General features: G+C 65.4%; 20 protein-coding genes. 12 read left to right on the top strand and 8 right to left on the bottom strand.

The genetic code is table 11. From position 1 onward, the window contains the following. Positions 1-17: 17 nt before the first annotated feature. Positions 18-422, bottom strand: coding sequence for a DUF2251 domain-containing protein (locus tag OCX61_RS10980; RefSeq protein WP_261943799.1), 405 nt, complete (start codon positions 420-422; stop codon positions 18-20). A 133-nt stretch (positions 423-555) separates the two neighbouring features. Between OCX61_RS10980 and OCX61_RS10975 the strand changes: the two genes are divergently transcribed. The 3 genes from OCX61_RS10975 (at position 556) to OCX61_RS10965 (ending at position 4,527) form a co-directional block, all read left to right on the top strand. Further along, positions 556-1,062 carry a sigma-70 family RNA polymerase sigma factor gene (locus OCX61_RS10975; protein WP_261943797.1) on the top strand — a complete coding sequence of 169 codons (507 nt, stop codon included), beginning with the start codon at positions 556-558 and terminating at the stop codon, positions 1,060-1,062. 12 nt (positions 1,063-1,074) lie between these two features. Continuing rightward, the gene (locus OCX61_RS10970) at positions 1,075-2,004 is read left to right on the top strand and encodes a FecR domain-containing protein (RefSeq protein ID WP_261943796.1); all 930 of its coding nucleotides are present in this window, start codon (positions 1,075-1,077) and stop codon (positions 2,002-2,004) included. A gap of 72 nt (positions 2,005-2,076) precedes the next feature. Then, positions 2,077-4,527 (top strand): TonB-dependent siderophore receptor, encoded by a 2,451-nt coding sequence (locus tag OCX61_RS10965; RefSeq protein ID WP_261943795.1) that lies wholly within the window; start codon positions 2,077-2,079, stop codon positions 4,525-4,527. Between the two features lie 49 nt (positions 4,528-4,576). On the opposite strand, the gene OCX61_RS10960 is transcribed toward OCX61_RS10965, so the two are convergent. From OCX61_RS10960 to OCX61_RS10950, 3 genes are read right to left on the bottom strand one after another with little or no spacing between them, the layout of a single operon-like run. Beyond that, positions 4,577-5,989: an efflux transporter outer membrane subunit gene (locus OCX61_RS10960; protein ID WP_261943794.1), complete on the bottom strand. Its 1,413-nt coding sequence runs from the start codon at positions 5,987-5,989 to the stop codon at positions 4,577-4,579. Further along, positions 5,973-7,139, bottom strand: a complete 1,167-nt coding sequence (locus OCX61_RS10955; RefSeq protein ID WP_261943793.1) for an efflux RND transporter periplasmic adaptor subunit — start codon at positions 7,137-7,139, stop codon at positions 5,973-5,975. Before OCX61_RS10955 ends, OCX61_RS10960 begins: the two co-directional genes overlap by 17 nt. Then, positions 7,132-10,329 carry an efflux RND transporter permease subunit gene (locus tag OCX61_RS10950; RefSeq protein WP_261944299.1) on the bottom strand — a complete coding sequence of 1,066 codons (3,198 nt, stop codon included), beginning with the start codon at positions 10,327-10,329 and terminating at the stop codon, positions 7,132-7,134. The genes OCX61_RS10955 and OCX61_RS10950 overlap by 8 nt, the downstream gene beginning before the upstream one ends. Before the next feature lie 182 nt (positions 10,330-10,511). Between OCX61_RS10950 and OCX61_RS10945 the strand changes: the two genes are divergently transcribed. Next, complete coding sequence (locus OCX61_RS10945) at positions 10,512-10,922, top strand: PA0061/PA0062 family lipoprotein (protein WP_261944298.1); 411 nt, start codon at positions 10,512-10,514, stop codon at positions 10,920-10,922. A 165-nt stretch (positions 10,923-11,087) separates the two neighbouring features. Here OCX61_RS10945 and OCX61_RS10940 read toward each other — a convergent pair whose 3' ends face one another. Further along, complete coding sequence (locus OCX61_RS10940) at positions 11,088-11,858, bottom strand: IclR family transcriptional regulator domain-containing protein (RefSeq protein ID WP_261943791.1); 771 nt, start codon at positions 11,856-11,858, stop codon at positions 11,088-11,090. Positions 11,859-12,003: 145 nt separating this feature from the next. Between OCX61_RS10940 and OCX61_RS10935 the strand changes: the two genes are divergently transcribed. The 5 genes from OCX61_RS10935 (at position 12,004) to OCX61_RS10915 (ending at position 18,238) form a co-directional block, all read left to right on the top strand. Continuing rightward, positions 12,004-12,813 carry a shikimate dehydrogenase family protein gene (locus OCX61_RS10935; protein WP_261943790.1) on the top strand — a complete coding sequence of 270 codons (810 nt, stop codon included), beginning with the start codon at positions 12,004-12,006 and terminating at the stop codon, positions 12,811-12,813. 4 nt (positions 12,814-12,817) lie between these two features. Continuing rightward, positions 12,818-14,545, top strand: coding sequence for an FAD-dependent oxidoreductase (locus OCX61_RS10930; RefSeq protein WP_261943789.1), 1,728 nt, complete (start codon positions 12,818-12,820; stop codon positions 14,543-14,545). Next, entirely contained in the window at positions 14,530-14,850 is a 321-nt protein-coding gene (locus OCX61_RS10925; RefSeq protein WP_261943788.1) for an NIPSNAP family protein, read from the top strand. The genes OCX61_RS10930 and OCX61_RS10925 overlap by 16 nt, the downstream gene beginning before the upstream one ends. Positions 14,851-15,076: 226 nt before the next feature. Next, entirely contained in the window at positions 15,077-16,747 is a 1,671-nt protein-coding gene (locus OCX61_RS10920) for an FAD-dependent oxidoreductase (RefSeq protein ID WP_261943787.1), read from the top strand. 165 nt (positions 16,748-16,912) lie between these two features. After that, a complete protein-coding gene (locus tag OCX61_RS10915; RefSeq protein ID WP_261943786.1) occupies positions 16,913-18,238 on the top strand; it encodes an MFS transporter in 1,326 nt (441 codons plus the stop codon). Positions 18,239-18,657: 419 nt separating this feature from the next. Here the strand turns inward: OCX61_RS10915 and OCX61_RS10910 are convergent, their stop codons facing one another. The 3 genes from OCX61_RS10910 to OCX61_RS10900 all read right to left on the bottom strand — a co-directional run bounded on the left by OCX61_RS10910 (position 18,658) and on the right by OCX61_RS10900 (position 21,466). Then, complete coding sequence (locus tag OCX61_RS10910; protein WP_261943785.1) at positions 18,658-19,473, bottom strand: sugar phosphate isomerase/epimerase family protein; 816 nt, start codon at positions 19,471-19,473, stop codon at positions 18,658-18,660. Positions 19,474-19,497: 24 nt separating this feature from the next. Further along, on the bottom strand, positions 19,498-20,550 hold the full coding sequence (locus OCX61_RS10905) for a Gfo/Idh/MocA family protein (RefSeq protein WP_261943784.1): 1,053 nt from the start codon (positions 20,548-20,550) through the stop codon (positions 19,498-19,500). 139 nt (positions 20,551-20,689) lie between these two features. After that, a complete protein-coding gene (locus OCX61_RS10900; protein WP_261943783.1) occupies positions 20,690-21,466 on the bottom strand; it encodes an IclR family transcriptional regulator in 777 nt (258 codons plus the stop codon). Positions 21,467-21,651: 185 nt separating this feature from the next. On the opposite strand from OCX61_RS10900, the gene OCX61_RS10895 reads away from it, so the two are divergent. The 3 genes from OCX61_RS10895 to OCX61_RS10885 all read left to right on the top strand — a co-directional run bounded on the left by OCX61_RS10895 (position 21,652) and on the right by OCX61_RS10885 (position 24,160). Beyond that, positions 21,652-23,364, top strand: a complete 1,713-nt coding sequence (locus OCX61_RS10895; RefSeq protein ID WP_261943782.1) for an FAD-dependent oxidoreductase — start codon at positions 21,652-21,654, stop codon at positions 23,362-23,364. 87 nt (positions 23,365-23,451) lie between these two features. Next, positions 23,452-23,838, top strand: a complete 387-nt coding sequence (locus tag OCX61_RS10890) for a YidH family protein (RefSeq protein WP_261943781.1) — start codon at positions 23,452-23,454, stop codon at positions 23,836-23,838. Further along, the gene (locus OCX61_RS10885; RefSeq protein WP_261943780.1) at positions 23,831-24,160 is read left to right on the top strand and encodes a DUF202 domain-containing protein; all 330 of its coding nucleotides are present in this window, start codon (positions 23,831-23,833) and stop codon (positions 24,158-24,160) included. Before OCX61_RS10890 ends, OCX61_RS10885 begins: the two co-directional genes overlap by 8 nt. Positions 24,161-24,163: the final 3 nt, after the last annotated feature.

The raw sequence follows: 24,163 nt of genomic DNA, 5'->3' as shown, positions 1-24,163 counted from the left end.
ATGTTACCTGAAAACCGTCAGGCAAAATGCCGCAGTGCGCTGTCATCCCATTCATGGCCTGCGTGCGACCAGCCGTTGTCCATCGGCAGCGGGAACCCGGTACGGCAATGCCCCTGTTTGGCTTCGAAATCGAAAACCGCATGCGGGTAGTCGTTGATCAGCAGCAGCGCCTTGCGGTGATCCTCGGACCAGGCGATCTTGACCAGCGAAGGCTTGTCACGGTCAGAAACGCTTTCCACGTCGTAGATGTGCAGCGCATTCTGGATGGGGTTGCCGGCGCCTGAGGTATCCAGGGCGTAGAAATAGCCGGTTTCTTCATCGTCCTCGAACACCACGACATAGGGCCCTTCCCCGGCGGGCGCCTCGACCACCAGGCCGTCCCCAACGAGCAATTCGTTCTGCGCAGCAAGATAGGCAGGCATGTCGGCATTCCTTGTCATGTTTGAGAGACCTTGATCATGCCTAGCGAGGGACACCGGCTGCAAGCACCCGTAAAGAAATTGATTTGATAATCGTTATCATCTAAGGTGCCTCCCTCACCCCGGAGGGATACCCGTGATCAACGACGATCTCAGTCAGGCCTACGCCGAGCACAACGGATGGCTCAAGCAATGGCTCTACCGCCGGCTGGGCTGTTCGGCCCAGGCGGCCGATCTGGCGCAGGACACCTTCCTGCGCATCCTTCAGGCCCAGCAGAAGGCTGGCGCCAGCCTCAGCCTGCATCGGCCCCGGGCCTACCTGGCCACCATCAGCCGGCGCCTGGTCTACGACCATTTTCGCCGCCAGTCGCTGGAACGTGCCTACCTGGAAATGCTCGCGCAGCTGCCCGAGCTGTTGGCGCTGTCCGCCGAAGAACAGTGGGCCATGCGCGAGACCTTGCAGCAACTGGACACCCTGCTCGACACCTTCAAGCCGGTCGTGCGTTCGGTGTTCCTGCTGGTGCAGCTGGAAGGCCTGAGCTACATCGAAGTAGCGCGCCGCCTGGGCATTGGCGAGCGCACGGTCAAGCGGCACATGGCCAATGCGCTGGAAGCCTGCATCCTGTTCGACGAAGACGTCTGAATGGTTGCCAGGATGCCGCGTATAAGCCCCGAAGTGGCACGTCAGGCCGCCCACTGGCACATGCTGATGCTCGACGAAGGCGTCAGCCCTGCCCAGCGAGAGGCCTGCACGCGCTGGCGTGCTGCAGCGCCCGAGCACGAGCGGGCCTGGCAGAAGGCCGAGCGCGTATGCGCTCAGTTGGGCCTGCTGCCGCCAGGCCTGGCAATGGGCACGCTGGACCGGGAACGACGGCAGGCGATGAAACAGCTGTTGGCCCTGGCCATCGTCGTGCCCATGGGCTACGTGGGTTACCGCCAGCTGTTGCCACAGCCAGCCTATGCCACCGCAGTGGGCCAACACAGGCAGTTCACATTGGCAGACGGCACGGTGCTCGAGTTGAATACCGACACTGCGGTGTCTGTGCACTTCGAGGAGCAGCAACGCCTGATCACCTTGCGTCGTGGCGAGATCCTGGTCGACAGCGGGCCCGATGCCACCAGCCTTCGACCCCGGCCATTGCGGGTAGCCAGCGAACAAGGCCTGATGGAGGCCCTGGGCACCCGCTTCGTGGTCCGGCAATGCGAGCGCAGCACGCAACTCAGTGTGCTTCAGGGCGCGGTCAGGGTGATGCCCGTCGACGGCCCGCAACGAACCCTCGATGCAGGCCAGCAGCTGGCCTTCGACGCCGGAGGCCAAGGCAATGTGGACGTTGCACGTGAACAGGACAGTCTGTGGACACACGGCCAGTTGGTGGTCGAGGAGATGCCCCTGCAGCAGTTCCTGAACGAGCTTGGCCGCTATCGATCAGGTTGGCTGAGATGCCAGCCCGAGGCGGCGCAGTTGCACATCAGCGGTACGTTCCAGCTGGGCAACACCGACGCGATCCTCGCCGCGCTGCCCGCCACGCTGCCCGTGAAGGTGGATTACCGAACCCGTTACTGGGTTACCGTGACGGCGCGCTGAAAAGAATTGGCCCGATTTTCCAACTCGTCAGTCCTTACCTGTGGAACTGCCACACACAAGGACAATCTTTCAATGATCCGCTCTACTTCAAGGGGGTGCAAAACCGCCCTCGCCCTGGCCATCGCCCTGCAGGGTTCTGTCATCTCGGCCACTGCCACCGCCGCTCAGGCGCCACATGCCTACAGCATCAATGCCGGTAGCCTGGCCCAGGTACTTGCGCGGTTTGCCAGTGAGGGCGGCATTACCCTGCAATACACCTCGGAGCTGACCCGTGGCCTGTCCAGCCCTGGCCTGCAGGGCGACTACGGCATCGAGGACGGATTCCAGCAACTGCTTGCCGGCACCGGACTGCGCGCCGTGCGCCGCGGCAACGACGTCTACGGCCTGGAACTGCAGCCCCTGAGCGGCGACGCCCTCAACCTCGAGCCACTCAACATCAACGGCCGCCAGGACTGGGCGACCACCGAAGGCTCTGGCAGCTACACCGCCAGCGCGGTCACCATCGGCAAAGGCACACAGCGCCTCAAGGACATCCCGCAATCGGTCAGCGTGGTCACGCGCAAGGCGATGGACGACCAGCGCCTCGACACCCTCGACCAGGTGCTGGAGCACACCACGGGCATCACCACCTACCAGAGTCCTTCCGGCGGCAAATACATCTATTCGCGCGGCTTCGAGGTGGAGACCATCCAGTATGACGGCGTGCCACTGGACCGCCGCTATTACGGTATCGGCAGCAGCTTCACTTCCGACACGCTGTTGTACGACCGCGTCGAGATCCTGCGCGGCGCCAATGGCCTGCTGCAAGGCAGCGGCAACCCCGGTGCTGCCATCAACCTGGTGCGCAAGCGTCCAAAAGCCGAGCCGTCGCTGTCCATCACCGCCAGTGCCGGTTCCTGGGATACCTATCGCCAGACCCTGGACGCCAGTGGTCCGCTGACCGCCGACGGCAAGCTGCGCGGTCGCCTGGTCGCCGGCCATGAAGACCGCGACTATTTCTATGACACCGCAGAAAGCCGCAAGAACGTGCTGTACGGGATTCTTGAATACGACATCACCGACTCCACCGTGGTCGCTGCCGGCGCCAGCGTCGAAGACCTGCATTCGACACCGTTCTTCGGCGGCCTGCCGCGCAACAAGGATGGCAGCGCAGTGAATGTCGGCCGCTCCACCTTCGTCGGTGCCGACTGGAACAGATGGAACAACAAGCAGACCACCTACTTCGCCGACCTCTCCCACGACTTCAACGAAGACTGGCGGCTGAAAGCGTCCGGCAGCTACATCCGTGAAACCAACGATATTCTCTACAGCTTCGGCCGTGGCGCGGTCGACCCGGCAACCGGCGACGGCATGCAATCGCGCGCCTATCTGTACGACTTCGAGAACATCAACAAGGGCGCCGACATCAACCTCACCGGCAAATGGCGCGCCTTCGGCCTGGAGCACGAAGTGGTGGTGGGCGCCAACGCCAGCGACCTGCGCACCGATGACCTGCAGGGCGGCATGCTCAACCTGGGCCCGATGAACATCTACGATCCGATTTCGCCCCGCGAGCCAACCCAGGCAGAAATGCTCGGCACCACCTACGCCGGCAATTCCAAAGCCAGGATCCGCCAGAACGGCCTGTACAGCGTGGTGCGCTACAAGCTGGCCGAGCCGCTGACCCTGGTGCTGGGCGCGCGCGTCAGCAACTACAAGTACGACTATGAACTGACCCGTTTCACCGCCAAATCGCCCGACCCTGCCCACGCCAAGGAAAGCGGCGAAGTCACGCCCTACGGTGGGCTGATCTACGCGCTGAATGACCAGTGGTCTGCCTATGTCAGTTATGCCGACATCTTCAAGCCGCAAACGGAGATGACGGCAAACAACACCATGCTCAAGCCGATCGAAGGCACCAACTACGAGATCGGGCTCAAAGGCGAGTTGCTGGACGGCCGCGTCAACACCAGCTTTGCGATCTTCCGCGTGACCCAGGAGAACCGCGCGCAGTACCAGTACGGCTCGCCGTGCGATGGCGAAAACAACTGCTATGCCGACGGTGGCAAGGTCCGCGCCGAAGGCCTGGATGCCGAAATCAGCGGTGAAGTGCTGACCGGTCTGCAACTGTTCGCTGGCTACACCTATACCTCGACCAAATTCCTCAATGACCCGGGTGACGGCACCTCGACCTCCGGTGCCGCCTTCAACAGCTATACACCACGCCACATGCTGCGTTTCTGGGGTGACTACAACCTGCCTGGCGAACTGCACCAGTGGAGCGTGGGTGCCGGCGCCAATATCCAGAGCAAGAACCACAATATCAACCAGGGCGGTACCGGCGGCGTGGGCGACATCGAACAAGCCGGCTATGCCATCTGGAACGCCCGTCTGGCCTACCAGATCAACCAGAACTTCAGCGTTGCCCTCAACGGCAACAACCTGTTCGACAAGAAGTACTATTCCTCCATCGGCTGGCTGAACACCAGCAACAACTACGGCGAGCCGCGCAACTATACCGTCACGTTGAAAGCGGACTTCTGAGCATCCGCCAGGGCCGGCGAAGAGGGCCGGCCCTGGCTCCGGCAAGGCTTCAAGCGTCAGCCCCCCATCCTCCCCCCAGTGCCGCCATCAAGCCGACCCGCGCCTCCAGCTGCCGGGTTTTCAGCGCCTGAAGCTTCTGCTTCTCTTGCAACGCATCGAGCTGGGCGGTCAGTACATCCAGCAGGCTGACCGCGCCCTGCCGATAGCTGTGCAAGGCAATCTGTTCGGCGCTGCCTGCCGCCTGCGCCGCTTGCTGCACGTCCTGCGCTTGCCGCGCCAGGTCATGCACCTGTGCCAGGTTGTCTTCGACTTCACGCACGGCCAGCAGCACCTTGCCGTGATACGCTGCGGCCGCTGCCTCGAACTCGGCATGGGCCCTGCGCTCATCGGCCGAACGGCGGCCACCGTCGAACAACGGCAGCTGCAACACCGGCCCAATCGCCCAGTAGCGATTGGCGGCGGCCAGCAGGTTGCCGGCGCCTTGCGTCTGCCCGCCCATCAGCCCCACCAGGCTGAAGTCCGGGTACCAGGCGGCACGGGCCACGCCGATGGTGGCGTTGGCGGCAAACACGCGACGCTCGGCGGCGGCCACATCGGGCCTGCGCAACAACAACGTGCCGGGCAGCTCGCTGGGCACCTGCGGTACCTTGAGCGGCGCGGCGTCCGGCACCAGCGCAAAGTCACCCGGCAATGCCCCGACCAGCTCGGCGATAGCATGCTGCGCCAGGTTGCGCTGGGCGACGACGTCATCCACGGCAGCCTTGGCCTCGGACAGCCTGGCAGCCGCCCGATCAAGGTCCAGTTCCGAGGCGATATTGCCATTGAAGCGGTCCTGGATCAGCACCAGCAGCTGGCTACGGTCTGCCACGGCGCTGTCGAGCAACTGGCGCTGCGCGTCGAGGCCACGGGCACGCACGTATAGCACCGCCAGTTGCCGCTGCAGGCTCAGGCGTGCACCGGCCAGGTCATCCGCCGCGGCCTGCGCCGAGGCATCCCCCGCTGCCACCTGATTGCGCAAGCGGCCCCACAGATCGAAATCAAAGCTCAGACTCAGCCCGGCAGTGTCGCTGTTGTATATCGACGGCTGGCTGTCTCCGCGCAGCGGTCGCCGGTCCGACTGGCGCTGGCGAAGCGGTGTGGCGCTCGCACTTGCCTGCGGCCACAGCCCGCCATGCAGGCCCTGGGCGTAGGCGGCTGCGGCATCGTAATGCGCCACCGCGGCGGCCAGGTTCGGGTTCGATGCCTCAAGCTGTGCCTGCAGTTCATTGAGGCGTTGGTCATCGAAAAGCGTCCACCACTGCGCTGGCAGTGGCCTTGCCGCGTCGACCCGCTGCCAGGCCCCAGAGCGCTCGCCATAGTGCGCGGGCAATTGCACCACAGGTGCCTGGTAGTGCGGTGCCAGCGAGCAGCCTTGCAAGGCCAGGCACAGCAGCAGCCCGCTGCGCTTAAACCGAGGGCGCATGCACACCTCCCGGCGTTACGCTGCGCACTGCATCATTGTCACGCAGGGCATCGGGTGGATTGTCCACCACCTGGTCCTTCAGGCCCAGGCCACCGTCGACGATCAGCGTGCTGCCCAGGTCCTGGGCGATATGAATGCTGCGCAGGTGCGCGCGGTTCTGCGCATCGAGCACCGCCACCTGCGGCCCCTGTGCCCTGAAGATCAGGGCGCTGGCAGGAATGCTCACGGCCTGGGCATTGCTGCGCAGGGTAATGCGGGCGCTGGCGTAGTCGCCCGGCAGCAACGCCGCGCTGGCGTTTTCCACCGCGTACTGCGCCAGCAGCGTGCCCGAGCCCTGATCGACGGCGGTGGAGGTACCCAGCAACGCCGCGGTGAAGTGCTGGCCAGGGCGTTCAGGCACCGACAACTGCACCTGCATGCCGGGCAGAATCTGGCTGGCGTAGCTCTGCGGCACCGGCACGTACAGGCGCAGGCGGCGGGTGTCGGCGATGTCGAACAGCGAAGTGGCACTGTCGCTATCGGCCTTGACCAACTGGCCGACCTGCGCGTGGCGGGCGGTGATGGTGCCGGTGAACGGTGCGCGAATGACCTTGTACGCCGCCAGGTCCTTCAGCCGCACATAGTCCGCCTCGGCGGCCTGTGCATCGGCGCTGGCGACCGCGGCGGCGGCCACCTTCTCATCCACCTCCTGGCGCGACACCGAATGGCTGGCGAACAGGTGCTGCCAGCGCGCAGCGGTGCTTTGCGCCAGCGCGGCACTGGCCTGGTGCTGCGCCAGCCTGGCCTTGGCCTGGGCCAACTGCTGGTCGAGTTCGGGGCTGTCGATTTCGGCGAGCGGCTGGCCGGCCGTGACCACCGTGCCGATGTCCACCTGCCAGTTCTTCAGGTAACCGCTGACCCGGGCATTGATCCGTGCCATGTTCCAGGCCTGCAGGTGGGCCGGCAGGCTCAGCGTTTCACCGCCAGCATTCAGCGACGGGGTAAAGGTGACTACCGCAGGCGTCGCCCGGTGCTCGGTCCACGCCTGCACCGCAGCGGCCTGGTGCTGCCGGGCGTACACGCCCAGCGCAACCACCAGGGCAGCCAGGCCCAGGCCGGCGCCCCCCATGAGTTTCAAGCGCCGACGATCAGCTACGCAACGGCTAGGCATGCAGGTTTTCTCCAACGACAGCGTGAGGGGTTGAGCGGCGGTGGGCCAGGCTGAAGACCACCGGCACGAACAGCAGGGTCGCCGTGGTGGCAACGATCAGCCCGCCAATCACCGCCCGGCCCAGCGGCGCGTTCTGCTCCTGGGACAGGGCCAGCGGCAGCATGCCGATGATCATCGCCAGGGCCGTCATCAGCACGGGCCGAAAGCGAGTGAAACCGGCCTCCATGGCGGCCTTGACGGCATCGCCATGCACTGCCAGGCGCTCGCGGCAGAAGCTGACCACCAGCACCGAGTTGGCGGTGGCCACGCCCATGCACAGGATTGCCCCGGTGAGTGCCGGCACCGACAGCGTGGTGCCGGTGACGAACAGCATCCAGACGATACCGGCCAGCGCGGCGGGCAATGCGGTGATGATCACGAACGGGTCGACCCAGGACTGGAAGTTGACCACGATCAGCAGGTAGATCAGCACCACCGCGCCCAGCAGGCCCAGGCCCAGGCCGTGGAAGGCTTCGTGCAGCGCGCTGATCTGGCCGTGCAGGCTGACGGTGGCGCCCTTGGGGCGCAGGTGCGCGGTGTCGTCGATGACCTGTTGGATGTCGGCGGCGATACCGCCCAGGTCACGGCCCTGGACGTTGGCGTACAGGTCCAGGGTCGGGGTGATGTTGTAGTGGCTGACCACGTCGGCGGTGTTGGTGCGCGCCAGGCTGGCAATGCCGCCGAGCACAGCGGTGTGCCCGTTGCTGCCGGTGATCGGCAGCGCCTCCAGCTGGGCGATGCTGCTCATCTTGTACTGCGGGGTCGCGCCGACCACGGAATAGGACACACCATTGGCCGGGTTGAGCCAGTAGGTCGGCGCCGTCTGCGAGGTACCGGCCAGCGAAGCGCCCAGGCTGGCGGTGACATCGCGTTCGGTGATGCCCAGCTCGGCGGCGCGCTTGCGGTCGACATCGACCTGCAGCGACGGGTAGCTTTGCGACTGCTGCAGGCGCAGGTCGGCGATGCCCGGAACATGCCGCAAGCGGCGCATCACTTCGGCTGCATAGACGCGGTTGGCAGCATCATTGGGGCCGGAAATCTTCACGTCCAGCGGTGCCGGCGCGCCGAAGTTGAGGATCTGGCTGCTGATGTCGGCCGGGAGGAAGGCGAAGGTGGTGCCGGGGAAACTGTCTGGCAGCACCTCGCGCAGGCGCTTCACGTAAGTGGCGGTCGGTCCGTGGCCGGAGTTGAGCGACACCTGGATGTCGCCGTCCTGCGGGCCGACCGTGCCGCTGGTGTTGTAGGCCATGTCGATGCCGCTGATGGGCAGGCCGATGTTGTCGATGATCGACGCCACGGCCTCTGCCGGCAGCACTTCGCGAATGCGGCTTTCGATACGGTCGAAGGCCGCAGCGCTTTCTTCGATGCGCGTGCCCAAAGGCAGGCGCACATGCAGTGCCATTGCCCCGGCATCGGTTTCGGGGAAGAAATCCTCACCCAGCATTGGCAACAGCGCGAAGCTGGCCAGCACGCAACCGAGGAAGCCAAGCAGGAACCGCCGACGGTTGGCCAGGGCCAGTTCGAGCAGGCCCTGGTAGCCATCGCGCAGCCGGGCAAAGCCGGCTTCGAAACCGGCCTGCAGGCGCACCAGCGGGTTGGCCGACTTGTCGCCTTCGTGGTGATTGAGATACGCGTCCTCGGGGTACCGCCCCTCGCCCTGCTCCACCCGGTGCGGCTTGAGCAGGAACATGGCCAGGGTCGGCACCAAGGTACGCGACAGAATAAAAGAGCTCCCCATGGCGAACATCACTGCCAATGCCATGGGCCGGAACAGGTATCCGGCGATGCCCTGGAGCATGAACATCGGAACAAATACAACGCAGATGCACAACAAGGCCACGAACGCCGGGCCGACGATCTGCCGCGCGCCATCGAGGATGGCCCGGCGGACCGACTTGCCCTGTTCCAGGTGCCAGTTGATGTTTTCGATGGTCACCGTCGCGTCGTCGACCAGAATGCCCACGGCCAGCGCCAGGCCGCCGAGGGTCATCACGTTGAGGGTCTGCCCGCTGACCGCCAGCAAGGCGATGGCCGACAGCACCGCCAGCGGGATCGAGGCGGCGATGATCAGGGTCGAGCGCCAGCTGCCAAGGAACAGCAGGATCATCGCGCTGGTCAGCAAGGCGGCGATGATCCCCTCGCGGGCCACGCTGCCGACCGACGCCTTGACCACCGTGGAGGCATCGCCAAGCAGCGAGGTCTTGAGTTCCGGTGGCAGGGTTTCGTTGATGCGCGGCAACATGCCGCGAATGCCGTCGACGATCGACAGGGTCGAGTTGTTGCCGTTCTTCAGCGCTGGCATCAGCACCGCGCGGCGGCCGTCGACGCGCACGATATTGGTTTGCGGGGGCGCACCGTCACGCACATGGGCCACCTGGCCCACGGTGATCTGCGCGCCATCGACGACCTTGACCGGCAACGCGTTGAGCTGGTCGATGGCCGTGGGGCTGTTGTTCAGCAGCACAGTGAATTCGTTGCGGCCGATCTTCGCCGTGCCCACCGGGATGATCTGGTTCTGCGCCGCCAGCGCATTGGCCACGTCCTCGGCGGACAAGCCCTTGGCTGCCAGTGCCTGTGGGTCGAGGTCGAGGGTGATCTGGCGCTGCTTGCCGCCCATGGGGGTCGGCATCGATAGCCCGGGTACCGCGGTCAGCGGCAGGCGAATGCTGTTCTGCACCAGGTCGCGAATACGCGCTTCGGACAAGGTCGGGCTGGAAAACGCCATCTGCAGGATCGGCACGGTCGATGCGCTGTAGTTGAGGATCAGCGGTGGCGTGATACCGGCAGGCATCTGCTTGAGCACGGTCTGCGAAACGGCGGTGACCTGCGCGTTGGCGGTACGGATGTCGACGCTGGGCTGGAAGAAGATCTTGACGATGCCCATGCCCGGCAACGACTGCGATTCGATATGTTCGATGTCGTTTACCGTGGTGCTCAATGCCCGCTCATAGGTGTAGATCACCCGGCCCGACATGGCGTCCGGGGCCAGCCCCGCGTATTGCCACACCACCGCGATGACCGGTATGCCGATATCAGGGAAAACATCACTTGGCGTGCGCACTGCCGCCAAGGGACCGACGATGCAGATCACGATCGCCAACACCAGAAACGTGTAGGGCTTGTGAAGTGCCGTTTTAACCAGACCGAGCATACCCTGCCCCCGAAAGTTGAACGGGGCGCAGTCTTCCATGGACTTCCTGAAACTTCGGTTAAACCTCCATTAACGTTTTTTAAGGAAAACCGGTGGCTGTATTCATTTGCAGCGAAGTGGCTTGCTGGCATCCTGTGCGAATCATTCGCAGCTGCAATCAGAGGTCGTTCATGGGGAGCAAGATGGGTAAAAGATGGGGGTTGGCATTACCACTATTGGGCGCACTCGGAGTGCTCGCTGGCTGTGCCGGGCCAATGCCAAAAGCCAGCCCGGACGAGGCTTGGGTGAGCTTGCGCGAGGAGCCGACGACCACGTTGATGGCCGAGACCCTGGATGGCAAGCGGTTGGATGACGGGCGCTATTTCGAGGTACCCAAGGGCCAGCATACGTTGGGCAGCACGCTGTATGTCGAGGGTGACGGAGACAGTAATGGTAGTGCCTGCAATGCCAACGTCATTTACAAGGACTTTAAGCCAGGCAAACATTACACCTTGGTGGAAAGTAGTCTTGGGCAACAATATATGCTGACACTTTACAACAGTGCCAATAAACCAGTGGCGCAGACTTCAGATATAGATTGCATGGCTGGGTAAGTACCCGACCTATAACTTAAAGCACACTGAAAGTTAAACCCATAACAGCAGGCGCGGGCGCTGTGGGAGCAACTGTCTTGCTCAATTTCTAGAATCTGGCGCGATCCCTGTGGGAGCGGCGGTTCGGCGCCGCTCCCACAGGGGCCCAGCACAGCCTGCCATGCCTCAATCCAGCACCGGTTTGAGCAACGCCTGCGCCTCATACAGCGTCGCCAGGTAGCGCAGGCGCATCTCGTCGATGCTCAACCGCGACGCATGGGTGGTGATGGTCAAGGTCGCCTTCAACTGGCCGCTGCGGTCGAGCAGCGGCACACCCAGCACACGCATGCCGATTTCGTATTCCTGATCGACGATGCTGTAGCCCTGCGCCCTCACCCGCTGCAACTCCGCCTGCAACAGCGCCCGGTCGGTCTGGGTGTATGGCGTCAGCGCATTCAGCGGGTTGCGCGCAAAGTATTCCTCGCGCTGCCCCTCCTCCAGCCACGCCAACCAGACCCGGCCGCTTGCCGTGCAATACATCGGCACCCGCGACCCGGGGCGGATCGACAACGAAGCAATGTGGCTGTAGCGGCTGCGCACCAGGTGAATGATCTCGTCACCATCACGACTGCCCACCGACACATGCTCCTGAGTCTGCCGCGCCACCTGCTCGACGATCGGCCGCAGCATGCGCGGCAACTGCGCCGAATCGACATAGGCCTGGCCGATGCGCAGGGCCTTGGGGGTCAGCCAGTAATGGCGGTTGTCGGTCTCGGCGAAGCCTTCGTGCACCAGCGTCAGCAGAAAACGCCGTGCGGCGCTGGGGGTCAGGCCCGACAGCCTGGCCGCCTGGGGCACGCTCAGGCGGGGTTGCTCGGCACTGAACAGTTGCATCAGCGCCAGGCCTTTCTGCAGGCCGGCGATCAGGTCGCGGGGATGGATCTCGGGCTGGGACATGTACGCGGCTCTTGGAAAGTGGCAGTTAATGCGATAACCGCAAGGTGACTGCGATTATCGTATCAAACATCCGATAAGCGCATTGTTGCTGCAACCGCCCTGCGCCAGGCTTGCCTCCACAACAACAGCCATAACGGAGGTCAGCATGATCCGAGGTTCGACAGAACTGGTCGCCATCGTCGGTTCGCCTATCGCCCAGGTGAAGTCGCCGGAAAACTTCAACACCTGGTTCGCCAACAACGCCCGCGACCTGGCGATGCTCCCCATCGACCTGGAGGAAACGGCGCTGGGCGCCTTTGTCGAGCACCTGCGCGGTTGGCGCAACCTGCGCGGCTGCGTGGTCACCGTGCCGTACAAGCAGGCCCTGGCTACACGGCTGGACGGGCTCAGCGAGCGCGCCCAGGCCTTGGGCTCGGTCAATGTGATCCGCCGCGAACGCGACGGCCGCCTGCTGGGCGACAACGTCGATGGCGCGGGCTTTCTCGGGGCTGCCCGCCTGCAAGGCTTCGTGGCCAGCGGCAAGCGCGCGCTGGTGGTGGGCTGCGGCGGGGTCGGCAGTGCGATCGCCTATGCACTGGGAGAAGCGGGCATTGCCAGCATCACCCTCAGCGACCCCAGCGCCGAACGCGTCGCTGCGCTGGGTGAGGTGCTCGGCAATGCCTTCCCAGCCCTGCAGGTCGCCACCCTTTACCGCTCACTGGAAGACTTCGACCTGGTCGTCAATGCCTCCCCGGTCGGCATGGGCAACAGCGGCGAGCTGCCTTTGCCCGCCGCACTGCTGCAGACCCTGAAGGCCGCCACACTGGTGGCCGACGTGGTCACCTCGCCGGAAATCACCCCGCTGCTGCACCAGGCCCGCGAACGCGGCTGCCCGATCCAGACCGGAGCGCAAATGGCCTTCGCCCAACTGGGCCACCTCGGCGCCTTCATGGGCGTCACACCGCTGGAGATCTGAAACCATGAGCGCTAGCGAACAAGCAGTGTTCGACCTGGTGGTCCTCGGCAGCGGTGCCGGGGGCTTCGCCACGGCAGCCACGGCGGCCCGCCGCGGGCTGAAGGTGCTGGTGGTGGAAAAGGCCGAGCGCTTTGGCGGCACCTCGGCGATTTCCGGCGGTGCGGTGTGGATCTACGGCAGCGATCAGGCACAGGCGGCCGGTGCCGAGGACTCCCCCGAGGCCATGCGCACCTACCTGAAGACGATCATCGGCGCCGGTTACAACCCGGCACTGGTGGATGCCTTCATCGAGCAGGGTCACCAGGCCCTGCGCTGGCTGGAACGCAATACCGAACTGCGCTATGGCCTGCGCCCGCATTCCCCGGACTACTACCCCGACGAACCCGGCGCCACCGAGTTCGGCCGTGCCCTGGAAATGGTCGAGTACGACGGTCGTCATCTTGGCTCACGCTTCAAGGACCTGCAGATGCCGCCGCCGGGCATGCTGCTGTTCGGCGGCATGATGGTCAACCGCGTGGACATCCAGCACTTCCTCAACCTGCGCCGCTCGCCCGCCTCGCTGTGGCATTGCCTGAAGCTGATGGCACGTTATGCGCGGGACCGCCTGCGCCACCCGCGCGGGACCCGCCTGACCACCGGCAACGCCCTGATCGCGCGCCTGGCCAGCAGCGCCTTTGCCCACGGCAGTGAACTTTGGCTACGCAGCGAGGCACAGGAACTGATTGTCGAACGCGGCGTGGTAAGCGGCGTGATCGTGCAGCGCGAAGGCCGACTGATACGGGTGCAGGCACGTGGCGGCGTGGTCTGCGCCATGGGTGGCTTTGCCGCCGGCAAGCTGGCCGCGAGCTATCGCCCGCACGCCGCATCAGCCCACCTGAGCATGTCGCCGGCCAGCAACGATGGCGCTGCCCTGCGCCTGGGCGAAAAGGTTGCGGCGGCGCAGGGCGAAGGCCTGGCGGCCAATTTCTTCTGGGCGCCGGTGTCCGAATTACGCCACGCCAACGGCCAGCGCGAGCGCTTTCCGCACCTGGTCACCGACCGCGCCAAGCCGGGGGTGATCGCGGTCGACCCGGCCGGGCGGCGCTTCGTCAACGAATCCAACTCGTACCACCACTTCGTGCAGACCATGTTCGCCAATGGTATCGGCCACTGCTGGCTGATCTGTGATGCCGAGGCGATGAACCGTTATGGCCTGGGCCTGGCGCGGCCAAAGCCGGTGGACAACTCGGCGCTGATTGCCGCCGGCTACCTGCAGCACGCCGCCAGCGTGCCCGCCCTGGCGGCGGCTATCGGGGTCGACCCGCAGGCCCTGCAACAGACGCTGGAGCACTTCAATGCCGACGCCCGCAATGGCATCGACCGTGCGTTCGGCAAGGGCGGCAACAGCTACAACCGCTACATGGGCGACCCTCAGCACCAGCCCAACCCGTGCCTGGCACCGCTGACCAAGGCGCCGTTCTACGCCATCCGCATCCATACTGGCGACCTCGGCTCGGCACGCGGCCTGGTCACCGACACCAATGCCAACGTGCTGAACCGCAGCGGCGCGCCGATTGCCGGGTTGTATGCCGTGGGCAACGACATGAATTCAATGATGAACGGCACCTACCCTGGCCCCGGTATCACCCTCGGCCCCGCCCTCACCTTCGGCTGGCTCGCCGCCAGCCATATCGCCGAGCGCCTGCAGGCGCCAACCAACCACCCGGAGCAACCCGCATGTATTACGAATTGAGAACCTACACCCTCGACCCGCTGAAGATGGGCGACTGGCTGGCCTTGTACCAGAGCCATGCGCTGGAGGTGCAGCGCGAGCACCTGGGCAACCTGGTGGGCTTCTTCACCAGCGAATTCGGCGAGGTCAACCAGGTGGTGCACATGTGGGCCTACGTCAGCCTCGACGAGCGCATGGCGCGCCGTGCGGCGATGGCCGCCGACCCACGCTGGGCTGAGTTCTCGCGGCGCAACCGGGAGCTGGGCGCGGTGCTGCAGCTGCACTCGCGGCTGCTGCGGCCCACGGGCTTTTCGCCGCTGCAATAAGCTGTTTCCCCAAGGTTAGCGGGAGCCATGTGGGAGCCGCGCTTGCCGGCGATGGGCCACGAAGTGGCCCCAACATTCTTGCGTCTGCCATGGGTCGACAGCAATCACTTTCGAACGGCAGATTTCGACCCGCAACGAACATCTGTAAGCCGGGGCCGCTGCGCGGCCCATCGCCGGCAAGCGCGGCTCCCACAGCGACCGAGCTTGCACTCATAAGGATTGATCCATGCAACCCCTCGAATGTGACGTACTTGTCATCGGCTCCGGCGCCTCTGGCCTGGCAGCCGCCGTTACCGCCGCGCATCACGGCCTGAAGGTGATCGTCGCGGAAAAGGCCAGCCAGCTTGGCGGCACCAGTGCCTGGTCAGGGGGCTGGCTGTGGATCCCGCGCAACCCGCTGGCCATCGCCGAAGGCATCATCGAAATCGACGACGCACCAGAACGCTACCTGCGCGCCCAGACCCATGTCACCGAACTGGACCCTCGCCAGCGCGGCTTCCTGCAGCATGGCCCGGAGATGGTGGCGTTCTTCCAGCAACACACTGCCGTGCAGTTCCAGTCCGGCAGCAAGATGCCCGACATGCATGAAGGCGACGGCAGCGCCCGTGGCGGGCGCTCGCTGTGCGCGCTGCCGTTCGACGGTCGCTTGCTGGGCCCGTGGCTGCACAGGCTGCGCCCGCCACTGGACATCGTCAGCCTGGCGGGCATGGGCATCGCCGGTGGCGCGGACATGGCCGCCTTCTTCAATGCACGGCGCTCGCCCAAGGCCGCCCTGCACGTTGGCAAGCGCCTGCTGCGCCATGGCCGCGACCTGCTGCTGTACCGCCGCGGCCTGCAGCTGGTCAACGGCAATGCCCTGGTCGCGCGCCTGTTGCGCAGTGCCCTGGACCTTGGCGTGACAGTGCTCACCGACAAAGCGGCCACCCGCCTGCTCGGCGATAGGCGCATCGACGGCGCGCAATTCGCCGATGGCCAGGTGATCCAGGCACGCCGTGGCGTGGTCCTGGCCTGTGGCGGCTTTGCCCACGATCGCCAGCGCATCGCCCAGCTGATGCCCCATGCGCCCGATGGCGACCAGCACCACTGCGCTGCCCCGCTGGAAAACAGCGGTGATGGCCTGCGCCTGGCCGAACAGGTCGGCGCGCGCGTCGGTACGCTGGCTCAGGCCGGTGCCTGGGCACCGGTGTCCCGCGTGCCACGCCGCGACGGCAGCATTGGCCATTTCCCGCACCTGATCGACCGCGCCAAGCCCGGCTTCATCGCCGTGCGCCGCGATGGCCGCCGGTTCGTCAACGAAGCCGATTGCTACCACGACTTCATGAACGCGCTGTTCGCCGCCACACCAGCGGGCGAAGCGCACGAAGCGTGGCTGATCTGCGACCATGCCGCACAACGGCGCTACGGTATCGGCTGGGCCAAGCCCTTCCCTTTCCCGACCGGCTTCTATCAGCGACGCGGCTATCTGTTCAGCGGCCGGTCCCTGGCTGAACTGGCACAGCGCTGCGGGATCGCCGCCGAACAACTGCAACGCACCGTGGCCGAGTTCAATCGGCATGCCGCGCACGGCGAAGACCCAGCCTTCCAGCGCGGCGCCTCGGCCTACAACAAGGCCCAGGGCGAACCGCTGCAGAGGCCCAACCCCTCTCTGCGGCCGTTGCTGCACGGGCCCTTCCATGCGGTGAAACTGCTCCCCGGCAGCCTCGGCACCTTCGCCGGCCTGCACACCGATGCTGCGGCACGCGTGCTCGACCACGCCCAGCAGCCGATACCCGGCCTGTTCGCGGTCGGCAACGACATGCACAGCGTGATGGCCGGGCATTATCCTAGCGGTGGAATCACCCTGGGGCCGGGCATGACCTTCGGCTATCTGGCCGGCAAAGCGCTGGGCAGCCTGTGAGCGTGGCGCACTATTGTTCGGTTATCGAACGATAGCCTCCTCCAGCGAATTGACGGTCCCCGATTCCCTGCCCACCATGCACCGGCCTTGCGTGTAGCCCCTGCCTGGGGCGACGTCACGTTCGAGAAACAGCAGTCCATTACAATTTCAAGAAACGACCAGGATATGACCCCCTCCAAGCTCACTACCGCCAGCCCACGGCTGCCCTCCGCCGGCATCGGCGACAAGATCCGTGGCGCCTTCGCCGTCGGCAATACCCGTTGGGGCATGCTCGCCCTGGTGTTCTTCGCCACCACCTTGAACTACATCGACCGCGCCGCGCTCGGCATCATGCAGCCGGAACTGGCCAAGGCCATGAGCTGGACGGCGATGGACTACGCCAACATCAACTTCTGGTTCCAGGTCGGCTATGCGGTCGGCTTCGTGCTGCAGGGCCGGCTGATCGACAAGGTCGGCGTCAAGCGCGCCTTCTTCGCCGCCGTGCTGCTGTGGAGCCTGGCCACCGGCGCCCACGGCCTGGCCACCTCGGCTGCCGGCTTCATGGTCTGTCGCTTCATCCTCGGCCTGACCGAAGCGGCCAACTACCCGGCCTGCGTGAAAACCGTGCGCCTGTGGTTCCCTGCCGGCGAACGCGCCATCGCCACCGGTTTTTTCAATGCCGGCACCAACGTCGGCGCCATGGTCACCCCGGCCCTGCTGCCGCTGATCCTCACGGTCTGGGGCTGGCAGGCCGCGTTCATCGCCATGGGCTGCCTGGGCCTGGTCTGGCTGGTGTTCTGGGGCCTGAAGTACTTCAACCCGGAGGAGCACCCACGGGTACGCCAGAGCGAGCTCGACTACATCCAGCAAGACGCCGAGCCTGAAGTGGCGCGCCTGCCCTTCAGCCGCATCCTGGGCATGCGCGGCACCTGGGCCTTCGCCGTGGCCTACGCGATTACCGCGCCGGTGTTCTGGTTCTACCTGTACTGGCTGCCGCCGTTCCTCAACCAGCAGTACAGCCTGGGCATCAGCGTGACCCAGATGGGCATCCCGCTGATGCTGATCTGGCTGACCGCAGACTTCGGCAGCATCGGCGGCGGCATCCTCTCTTCGTGGCTGATCGGCCGCGGCGTGCGCGCCACCACCGCGCGCCTGGTATCGATGCTGATTTTCGCCTGCACCATGGTCAGCGTGACCTTCGCCGCCCATGCCAGCGGGTTGTGGATCGCAGTGCTGGCCATCGCCCTGGCGGTCGGCGCGCATCAAGCGTGGACGGCGAATATCTGGAGCCTGGTGATGGACTACACGCCCAAGCACCTGATCAGCACGGTATTCGGTTTCGCCAGCATGTGCGCGGCGATTGGCGGGATGTTCATGACGCAGATCGTCGGCAGCGTGCTGATGGCGACCAACAACAACTATGCCGTGCTGTTCACCATGATCCCGGCCATGTACTTCCTGGCGCTGATCTGGATGTACTTCATGGCGCCGCGCAAGCTCGAGAGCCAATAAGCCCGGATTCCAGTTACCTCGATGGGGCCCTGACGGGCCCCTTTTTTCATGCGTGTCCGGGGGGTTCCTGCAATGGCCTGATCGCCGGCGGCCGGCTGCCACGGGTAAACCACCGGCCCCGAGCACTGTGCAGTACTTGTGGGAGTTACTCTCTTGCTCAATATCTTGAAGCTGGCGCGATCCCTGTGGGAGCCGCGCTTGTCGTGGCGACGAACTGCGGCGATGGGCCGCGAAGCGGATGGACCTACCTTGGGGCTGATGTGGACTCGGATGTATTCGCCGTGGGGTATGTAGAGCCTATGAGATCGAGCGCCGCCCGCTCGGCGCATCGCGGGCGGCGCTCGATCTCATAGGCGCTACACACCCCAAGGCAAGCACACCATGTAGTGGTCTACTAACCCCGGACACCTTTTATGAGCTCAGACGCTGGCGAGTACGGCCTTGGCCTTCTCCAGTGCCATGCGCGCACGCTGCTCACCACTGATGCCCTGCTCCATCAGCTGCCGGGTGGGGATCTCCAGGCTCAACGGTACGGTTGCCGGCAAACCACGCAACAACCCCACCAGGTCGGCATCGCCCTCCCCCGGGAAGCGCCGTTCGTTGCGCGCCTGGCGCAGGATCTCGTCCATGTCGGCCGGCACCGGGCCGGCGACGTCGCACAGCTGGGCATAGCGCATGCACTGCGCGGGCAACTGCGCCAGGTCGTCCAGCGAAGAACGCGAGCGGTTGAAGTGGAAGGCATCCACCAGCACGCAGCCATTGGCCCGGTCGGCGTTGGCCACCACGCGCATGGCCTGGCGCAGGTCGCGCACGTCGGTCCAGGGCATGAACTCCAGGTGCGGGTAGATGCCATAGCCGGCAGCCAGGTCGCACAGCTCGGCAAAATTTGCGGTAAGGCGCGCTTCGTCCGGGTCGTTGCCAGCCACCAGCAACTCGCTGCCGCCCAGCTCGGCACCGACAGCCAGTATCGCTTCGAAATCGGCCACGCAGGTGTCGGCCTTGAGCCGGAGGATTTCCAGGTCGAGCACCTTGATACCGGTGTCGCGCAGGCGCGCCTGGGTCTGCCGGCGCAGGTCGGCGTCAGCCACCAGCGGGAAGTGCTGCTCCTGCTCGGTGGCCGGCACCAGGCGCAGGCCCACATGGCTGTATCCGGCACGGGCGGCGGCTTCCACCATGTCTGGCGGGGAAAGTTCGAGCACCGTCAGGGCAGCCAGGGAAAAGATTCGGTCGGTCATGTCATTTACCTAAAGACGAAAAAATCAGGCGATGAGCGCTGGCGCGCAGGCCCGGCCGGTTTCGGCGGCCTGGCGGATCGCTTCGACAAGGGCCAGGGTGCGGCCACCGTCGGCGGCATCGATCAACGGCGCTTCAGTGCCCTGGGCGACGCGGATGAAGTGCTGCAACTGCAAGGTCAGCGCCTCGCCTGCGGGGATGGCTTCCTCGCTCTGCAACAGCGGTGTGTGCCAGCCAGATCCCGCCTCGGCGTATTGCCAGCGCTTGAGCTGCGGAATGCTCAGCGCACCCTGGGTGCCGGCCAGCAGGTAGCAAGGCTGGCCATCCTGACGCGGGTAGATCGGGCTTTCGCCGGAGTCCAGTTCCCAGCTCCACGGCGCGGCTACGGCGTCGGAACCGGTCAGACTGCCCAGCGCACCGTTGGCGAACTGCAGCAGCACCGCCGCGCTGTCTTCATTGGCGAAGCCGCGCACGTCGTTGCGGGTGAAGGCCTGCACCTGCACCACCTCGCCGCACAAGTGGCGCAGCAGGTCGAGGTCGTGGATCAGGTTGGTGAGCAGAAAGCCCGCCCCCGGCTCGCGGCGCCAGGGTGTTTCGAAGTAGCTGTCGGGTTTTTGCAGCTGCCACAGCGCGGTGACGTTGATCAACCGCCCCAGCTTGCCTTCGCCAATCACCTGGTGGGCCTTGGCGATCAGCGGGTTGTGCCGCCGGTGATGGCCGACCAGCACTGGCACGCCGTGGCGGCGCGAGGCCTCGACCAGTGCACGGACTTCATCGAGGTGCACACCCACCGGCTTTTCCACCAGCACCGGTACACCGGCCTCGACGCAATCCAGGGCGCAGGCCACATGCAGGTTGTTAGGGTTGGCGACGATCACCGCATCGGGCCGCGCCTGCTCAAGCATCTGCCGGTGATCGGCGAAGCAGGCAACCCCGCACTCGGCAGCGAAAGCTTCAGCCTGTGGGCCTGGGTCTGCCACCGCGCACAGCTGGGCTTGCGGCAGCTCGCGCAGGTGCTGGTAATGCTGGCGGCCCATGATGCCGGCGCCGATCAGGGCGATTCGTAGGGGTGAGTTCAACGCACTGTCCTCTTGTCGTTATTGTGGCGCCGATTGTGAAACCAGATTCCAGAATCGACACTACACAATGTAGAACCAAGTTCAGCTTTTCAGAACGACCTCCCCCACAGACTGTGCGATTACCGACCAGAAATGCACATCAGGCAAACAATTCGCTTGCCCGGCTGGCAGCCGACAGCTCTTCTGCCGCCGCCAGCAGCAGCGGCGCCAGCTCGGCCAGGCGGGTTTGCGCCAGGCGGGCGCTAGGGCCGGCAATGCTGAGCACGCCGATCACCTCGTGGCTCTGCGGGCGGCGCACCACGGCGGCCAGAGCTGAAGTGCCGATGGCCGAGGTCTGCTCGACCCAGGCATAACCGCGCTCACGGGCGCGCTGCAGGTAAGCCAGCAAGTCATCGGTCGAGCGCGGCGCATTGGGGCCGAACTGGGCGGGGTCGGCAATGCCTTGGCGCAGCACCATCTGCAGCGCGTCTTCATCGCTCAGGCTGGCCAGCCAGGCATGCCCGGAAGCGGTATAGAACAGCGGCGCGTCACGCCCCATGTCGGGGTCGTAGCGCAGCCCGGAGCGGGCACCCTGGGACTTGGCAATCCAGGTCTGGCGGTTGCCTTCGATCACCCCAAGGCGCACCAGTTCGCCGCTGTCCTGGGCCAGGCGGTCGAGAATCGGCTGAATGATGTCGGCGCCGCTGCTCGACAGGTAGCGAAAGCCCATCGCCACCAGCTTGGCGGACAGTTGATAGCGGCTGTTGTCGCGGTTCTGCCGCACGTAACCCAGGCGCACCAGCTCGGTGAGCATGCGGTGGCAGGCGCTCTTGGGAATGTCCAGGCGCTCGGCCAAGGTTTGCAGCGGCAAGCCGTGCGGCTCGCCAGTGAGGCTTTCAACAAGACTGAAGGCGCGTTCGATCTGACTACCAGCCATGATGCGGATCCCTGAAAATTTGCCGAATTCTAGAAGATGATTCCATATCGTCGATAGTCGTCGTGCCCACCAGGCACTGAAGTGTCCGGTAATCGACCGAAAGTTGGTACTTGGCCTTGCAGTGCCGCCCGCATAAAAAGAATATTGTGGAATCAGGTTCCAATAATAATGCAGGAGATACCGCAATGCCCGCCGAACCCTTCCCAAGCGACTGCGACGTACTGGTCATCGGCTCTGGCGCGGCCGGGCTGGCAGCGGCGGTCACGGCCGCCTGGCACGGGCAGAAGGTCATCCTGGTAGAGAAGGACCCGGTCCTCGGCGGTGCCACCGCCTGGTCCGGGGGCTGGGCCTGGGTGCCACGCAACCCGCTGGCCCGGCGCGCCGGCATCAGCGAAGACATCGAGCAGCCGCGTACCTACCTGCGTCACGAACTGGGCACGCACTACAACGCCGAGCGCGTCGATGCCTTCCTCGAAGCCTGCCCGCACATGGTCGCCTTCTTCGAGCAGCACACCGCCCTGCAGTTCGCCGACGGCAACGGCATCCCCGACATGCACGGCGACACACCCGGCGCTGCCCTCGGCGGCCATCAGGTGATTGCCGCGCCGTACGATGCGCGCCAGCTCGGCGCGCTGCTGCCACGCCTGCGCAAGACCATGCGCGAGACTTCATTCATGGGCATGCCGATCATGGCGGGCGCCGACCTGGCCGCTTTCTTGAACATGACCCGCTCGCCGCGCGCCTTGCTGCACGTGTGCAAACGCTTCGCTCGCCACCTCTACGATCTGGCCCGCCATGGCCGGGCGATGCACCTGGTCAACGGGGTGGCGCTGGTGGCACGGCTGGCGAAGTCGGCGGATGACCTGGGTGTGCGGATGATCGAGTCGACAGCGGCCAAGGACCTGCTGATGGAAGACGGCAAGGTGCTGGGGGCCGTGGTCGCAAGCGCGCAAGGCGAACGGGCAATCCGCGCCAGGGCCGTGGTGCTGGCCGCAGGCGGCTTCCCCAACGACCCCGCTCGGCGCCGGCAGCTGTTCCCGCGCGACGCCAGTGGCCATGACAACCTCGCCCTGCCCCCACCGTCCTGCTCCGGCGATGGGCTGCGCCTGGGCGAATCGGCCGGGGGTGTGGTGGCCACTGACCTCAAGTCGCCGGTGGCCTGGGCGCCCGTGTCGAAAGTGCCACACCGCGACGGCAGTGTCGGCCACTTCCCGCACATCATCGAACGCGGCAAGCCAGGCATCATCGGTGTGCTGGCCAACGGCAAGCGCTTCGTCAACGAAGCGCACGGCTATTACGACTATGTTTCCGCCATGGTCGCCGCCGTGCCGGAGGGCGAGGAAGCCTGCTCATGGCTGATCTGCGACCACCGCTTCCTGCGCCGCTTCGGCCTCGGCCATGCACGCCCTGCGCCCCTGCCGATCGGCTCACACCTGCGCAGCGGCTACCTGAAACGCGGCGCCACCCTGGAACAACTGGCCCAGGCGTGCGGCATCGACCCCGCCGGGCTGAGCGCCACGGTCGCTGAATTCAACCTGCACGCACGCCAGGGCCAGGATCCCGCCTTCGGCCGCGGCTCGACACCGTTCAATCGCAAACAGGGCGACCCGCTGCACAAGGGGCCCAACCCCTGCGTGGCGCCAATCGAGCACGGCCCGTTCTATGCGGTAAAAGTGCAGCCCGGCTGCTTCGGCACCTTCGCCGGCCTGCGCACCGACGGCCACGCCCGCGTGCTGAACGACGCCGGCCAGCCAATCAGCGGCCTGTATGCGGCCGGTACCGACATGGCCAGCGTGTTCGGCGGCTGGTACCCCTCCGGCGGCATCAACCTCGGGCCGGCACTGACCTTCGGCTATGTCGCCGGGCGGCATATCAGCGGCGCAACGGAGTACGAATAGCGTCAGCAGGAGGCAAACCATGGACATGGGCAGGGTTTGCCACTCACACTGGCGCCCACCGACCTTACCCGAGGAGGACCACTGCCCTTGAACAAGAACACCGAGCCCTCAAGGGGCTGGCTGGCCAGCAAGCTCCTCGCCGACGGCCAGGAACCAGACCCGCGCTTCACCCTGGCCAACGAGCGTACCTTCCTGGCCTGGATCAGGACCGCGCTGGCGCTGCTGGCCAGCGGCATCGCCGTGGACATGTTCACGGCCGAGATCTTCAGCCCCGGCACCCGCCGCCTGCTGGCGGTGGCGCTGATCAGCCTGGCCCTGCTGCTGAGCCTGCCGGCCTTCATCCGCTGGCTGAACGTGGAGCGGGCGATGCGCCAGAAGCGCCCGCTGCCCTTCCCGTTGATCGCCCCGGCGCTGTCGATCGGCGTGTCGCTGGTGATGGCGTTTTTTGCCTACGCGGTGTTCTTCCATGCCTGACCCGCAGCTGGTCCACGCCGATGACGGGTTGCAGCCGGAGCGTACGCTGCTGGCTTGGCGCCGAACCATTCTGGCGATGGTGGTGTGCAGTTGCTTCTTCCTGCGCTGGGTGCCGCACCATCACTGGCTGGCCGTAGCGCCGGCCGTGCTCTGCCTGTTGGCTGCCGGCGCTGCCTGGCTGCGCTTGCGCCGCAGCTACCAGCGCCATGTGGTCGGCCTGCAGGCTGAGACCATCGCCTCTGGCGTCACGGTGAATCTGCTGCTGGCGGTATGCGTTACCGCGCTGTGTGCGGTCGAACTCGCCGCGATCCTGGCCTGGTAGCCA

The sequence above is a fragment of the Pseudomonas sp. LRP2-20 genome (assembly GCF_024349685.1).
Classification (GTDB): domain Bacteria; phylum Pseudomonadota; class Gammaproteobacteria; order Pseudomonadales; family Pseudomonadaceae; genus Aquipseudomonas.
Note: the sequence above shows the minus strand (reverse complement) of the source record. Positions and strands in the feature narration are given on the sequence as shown.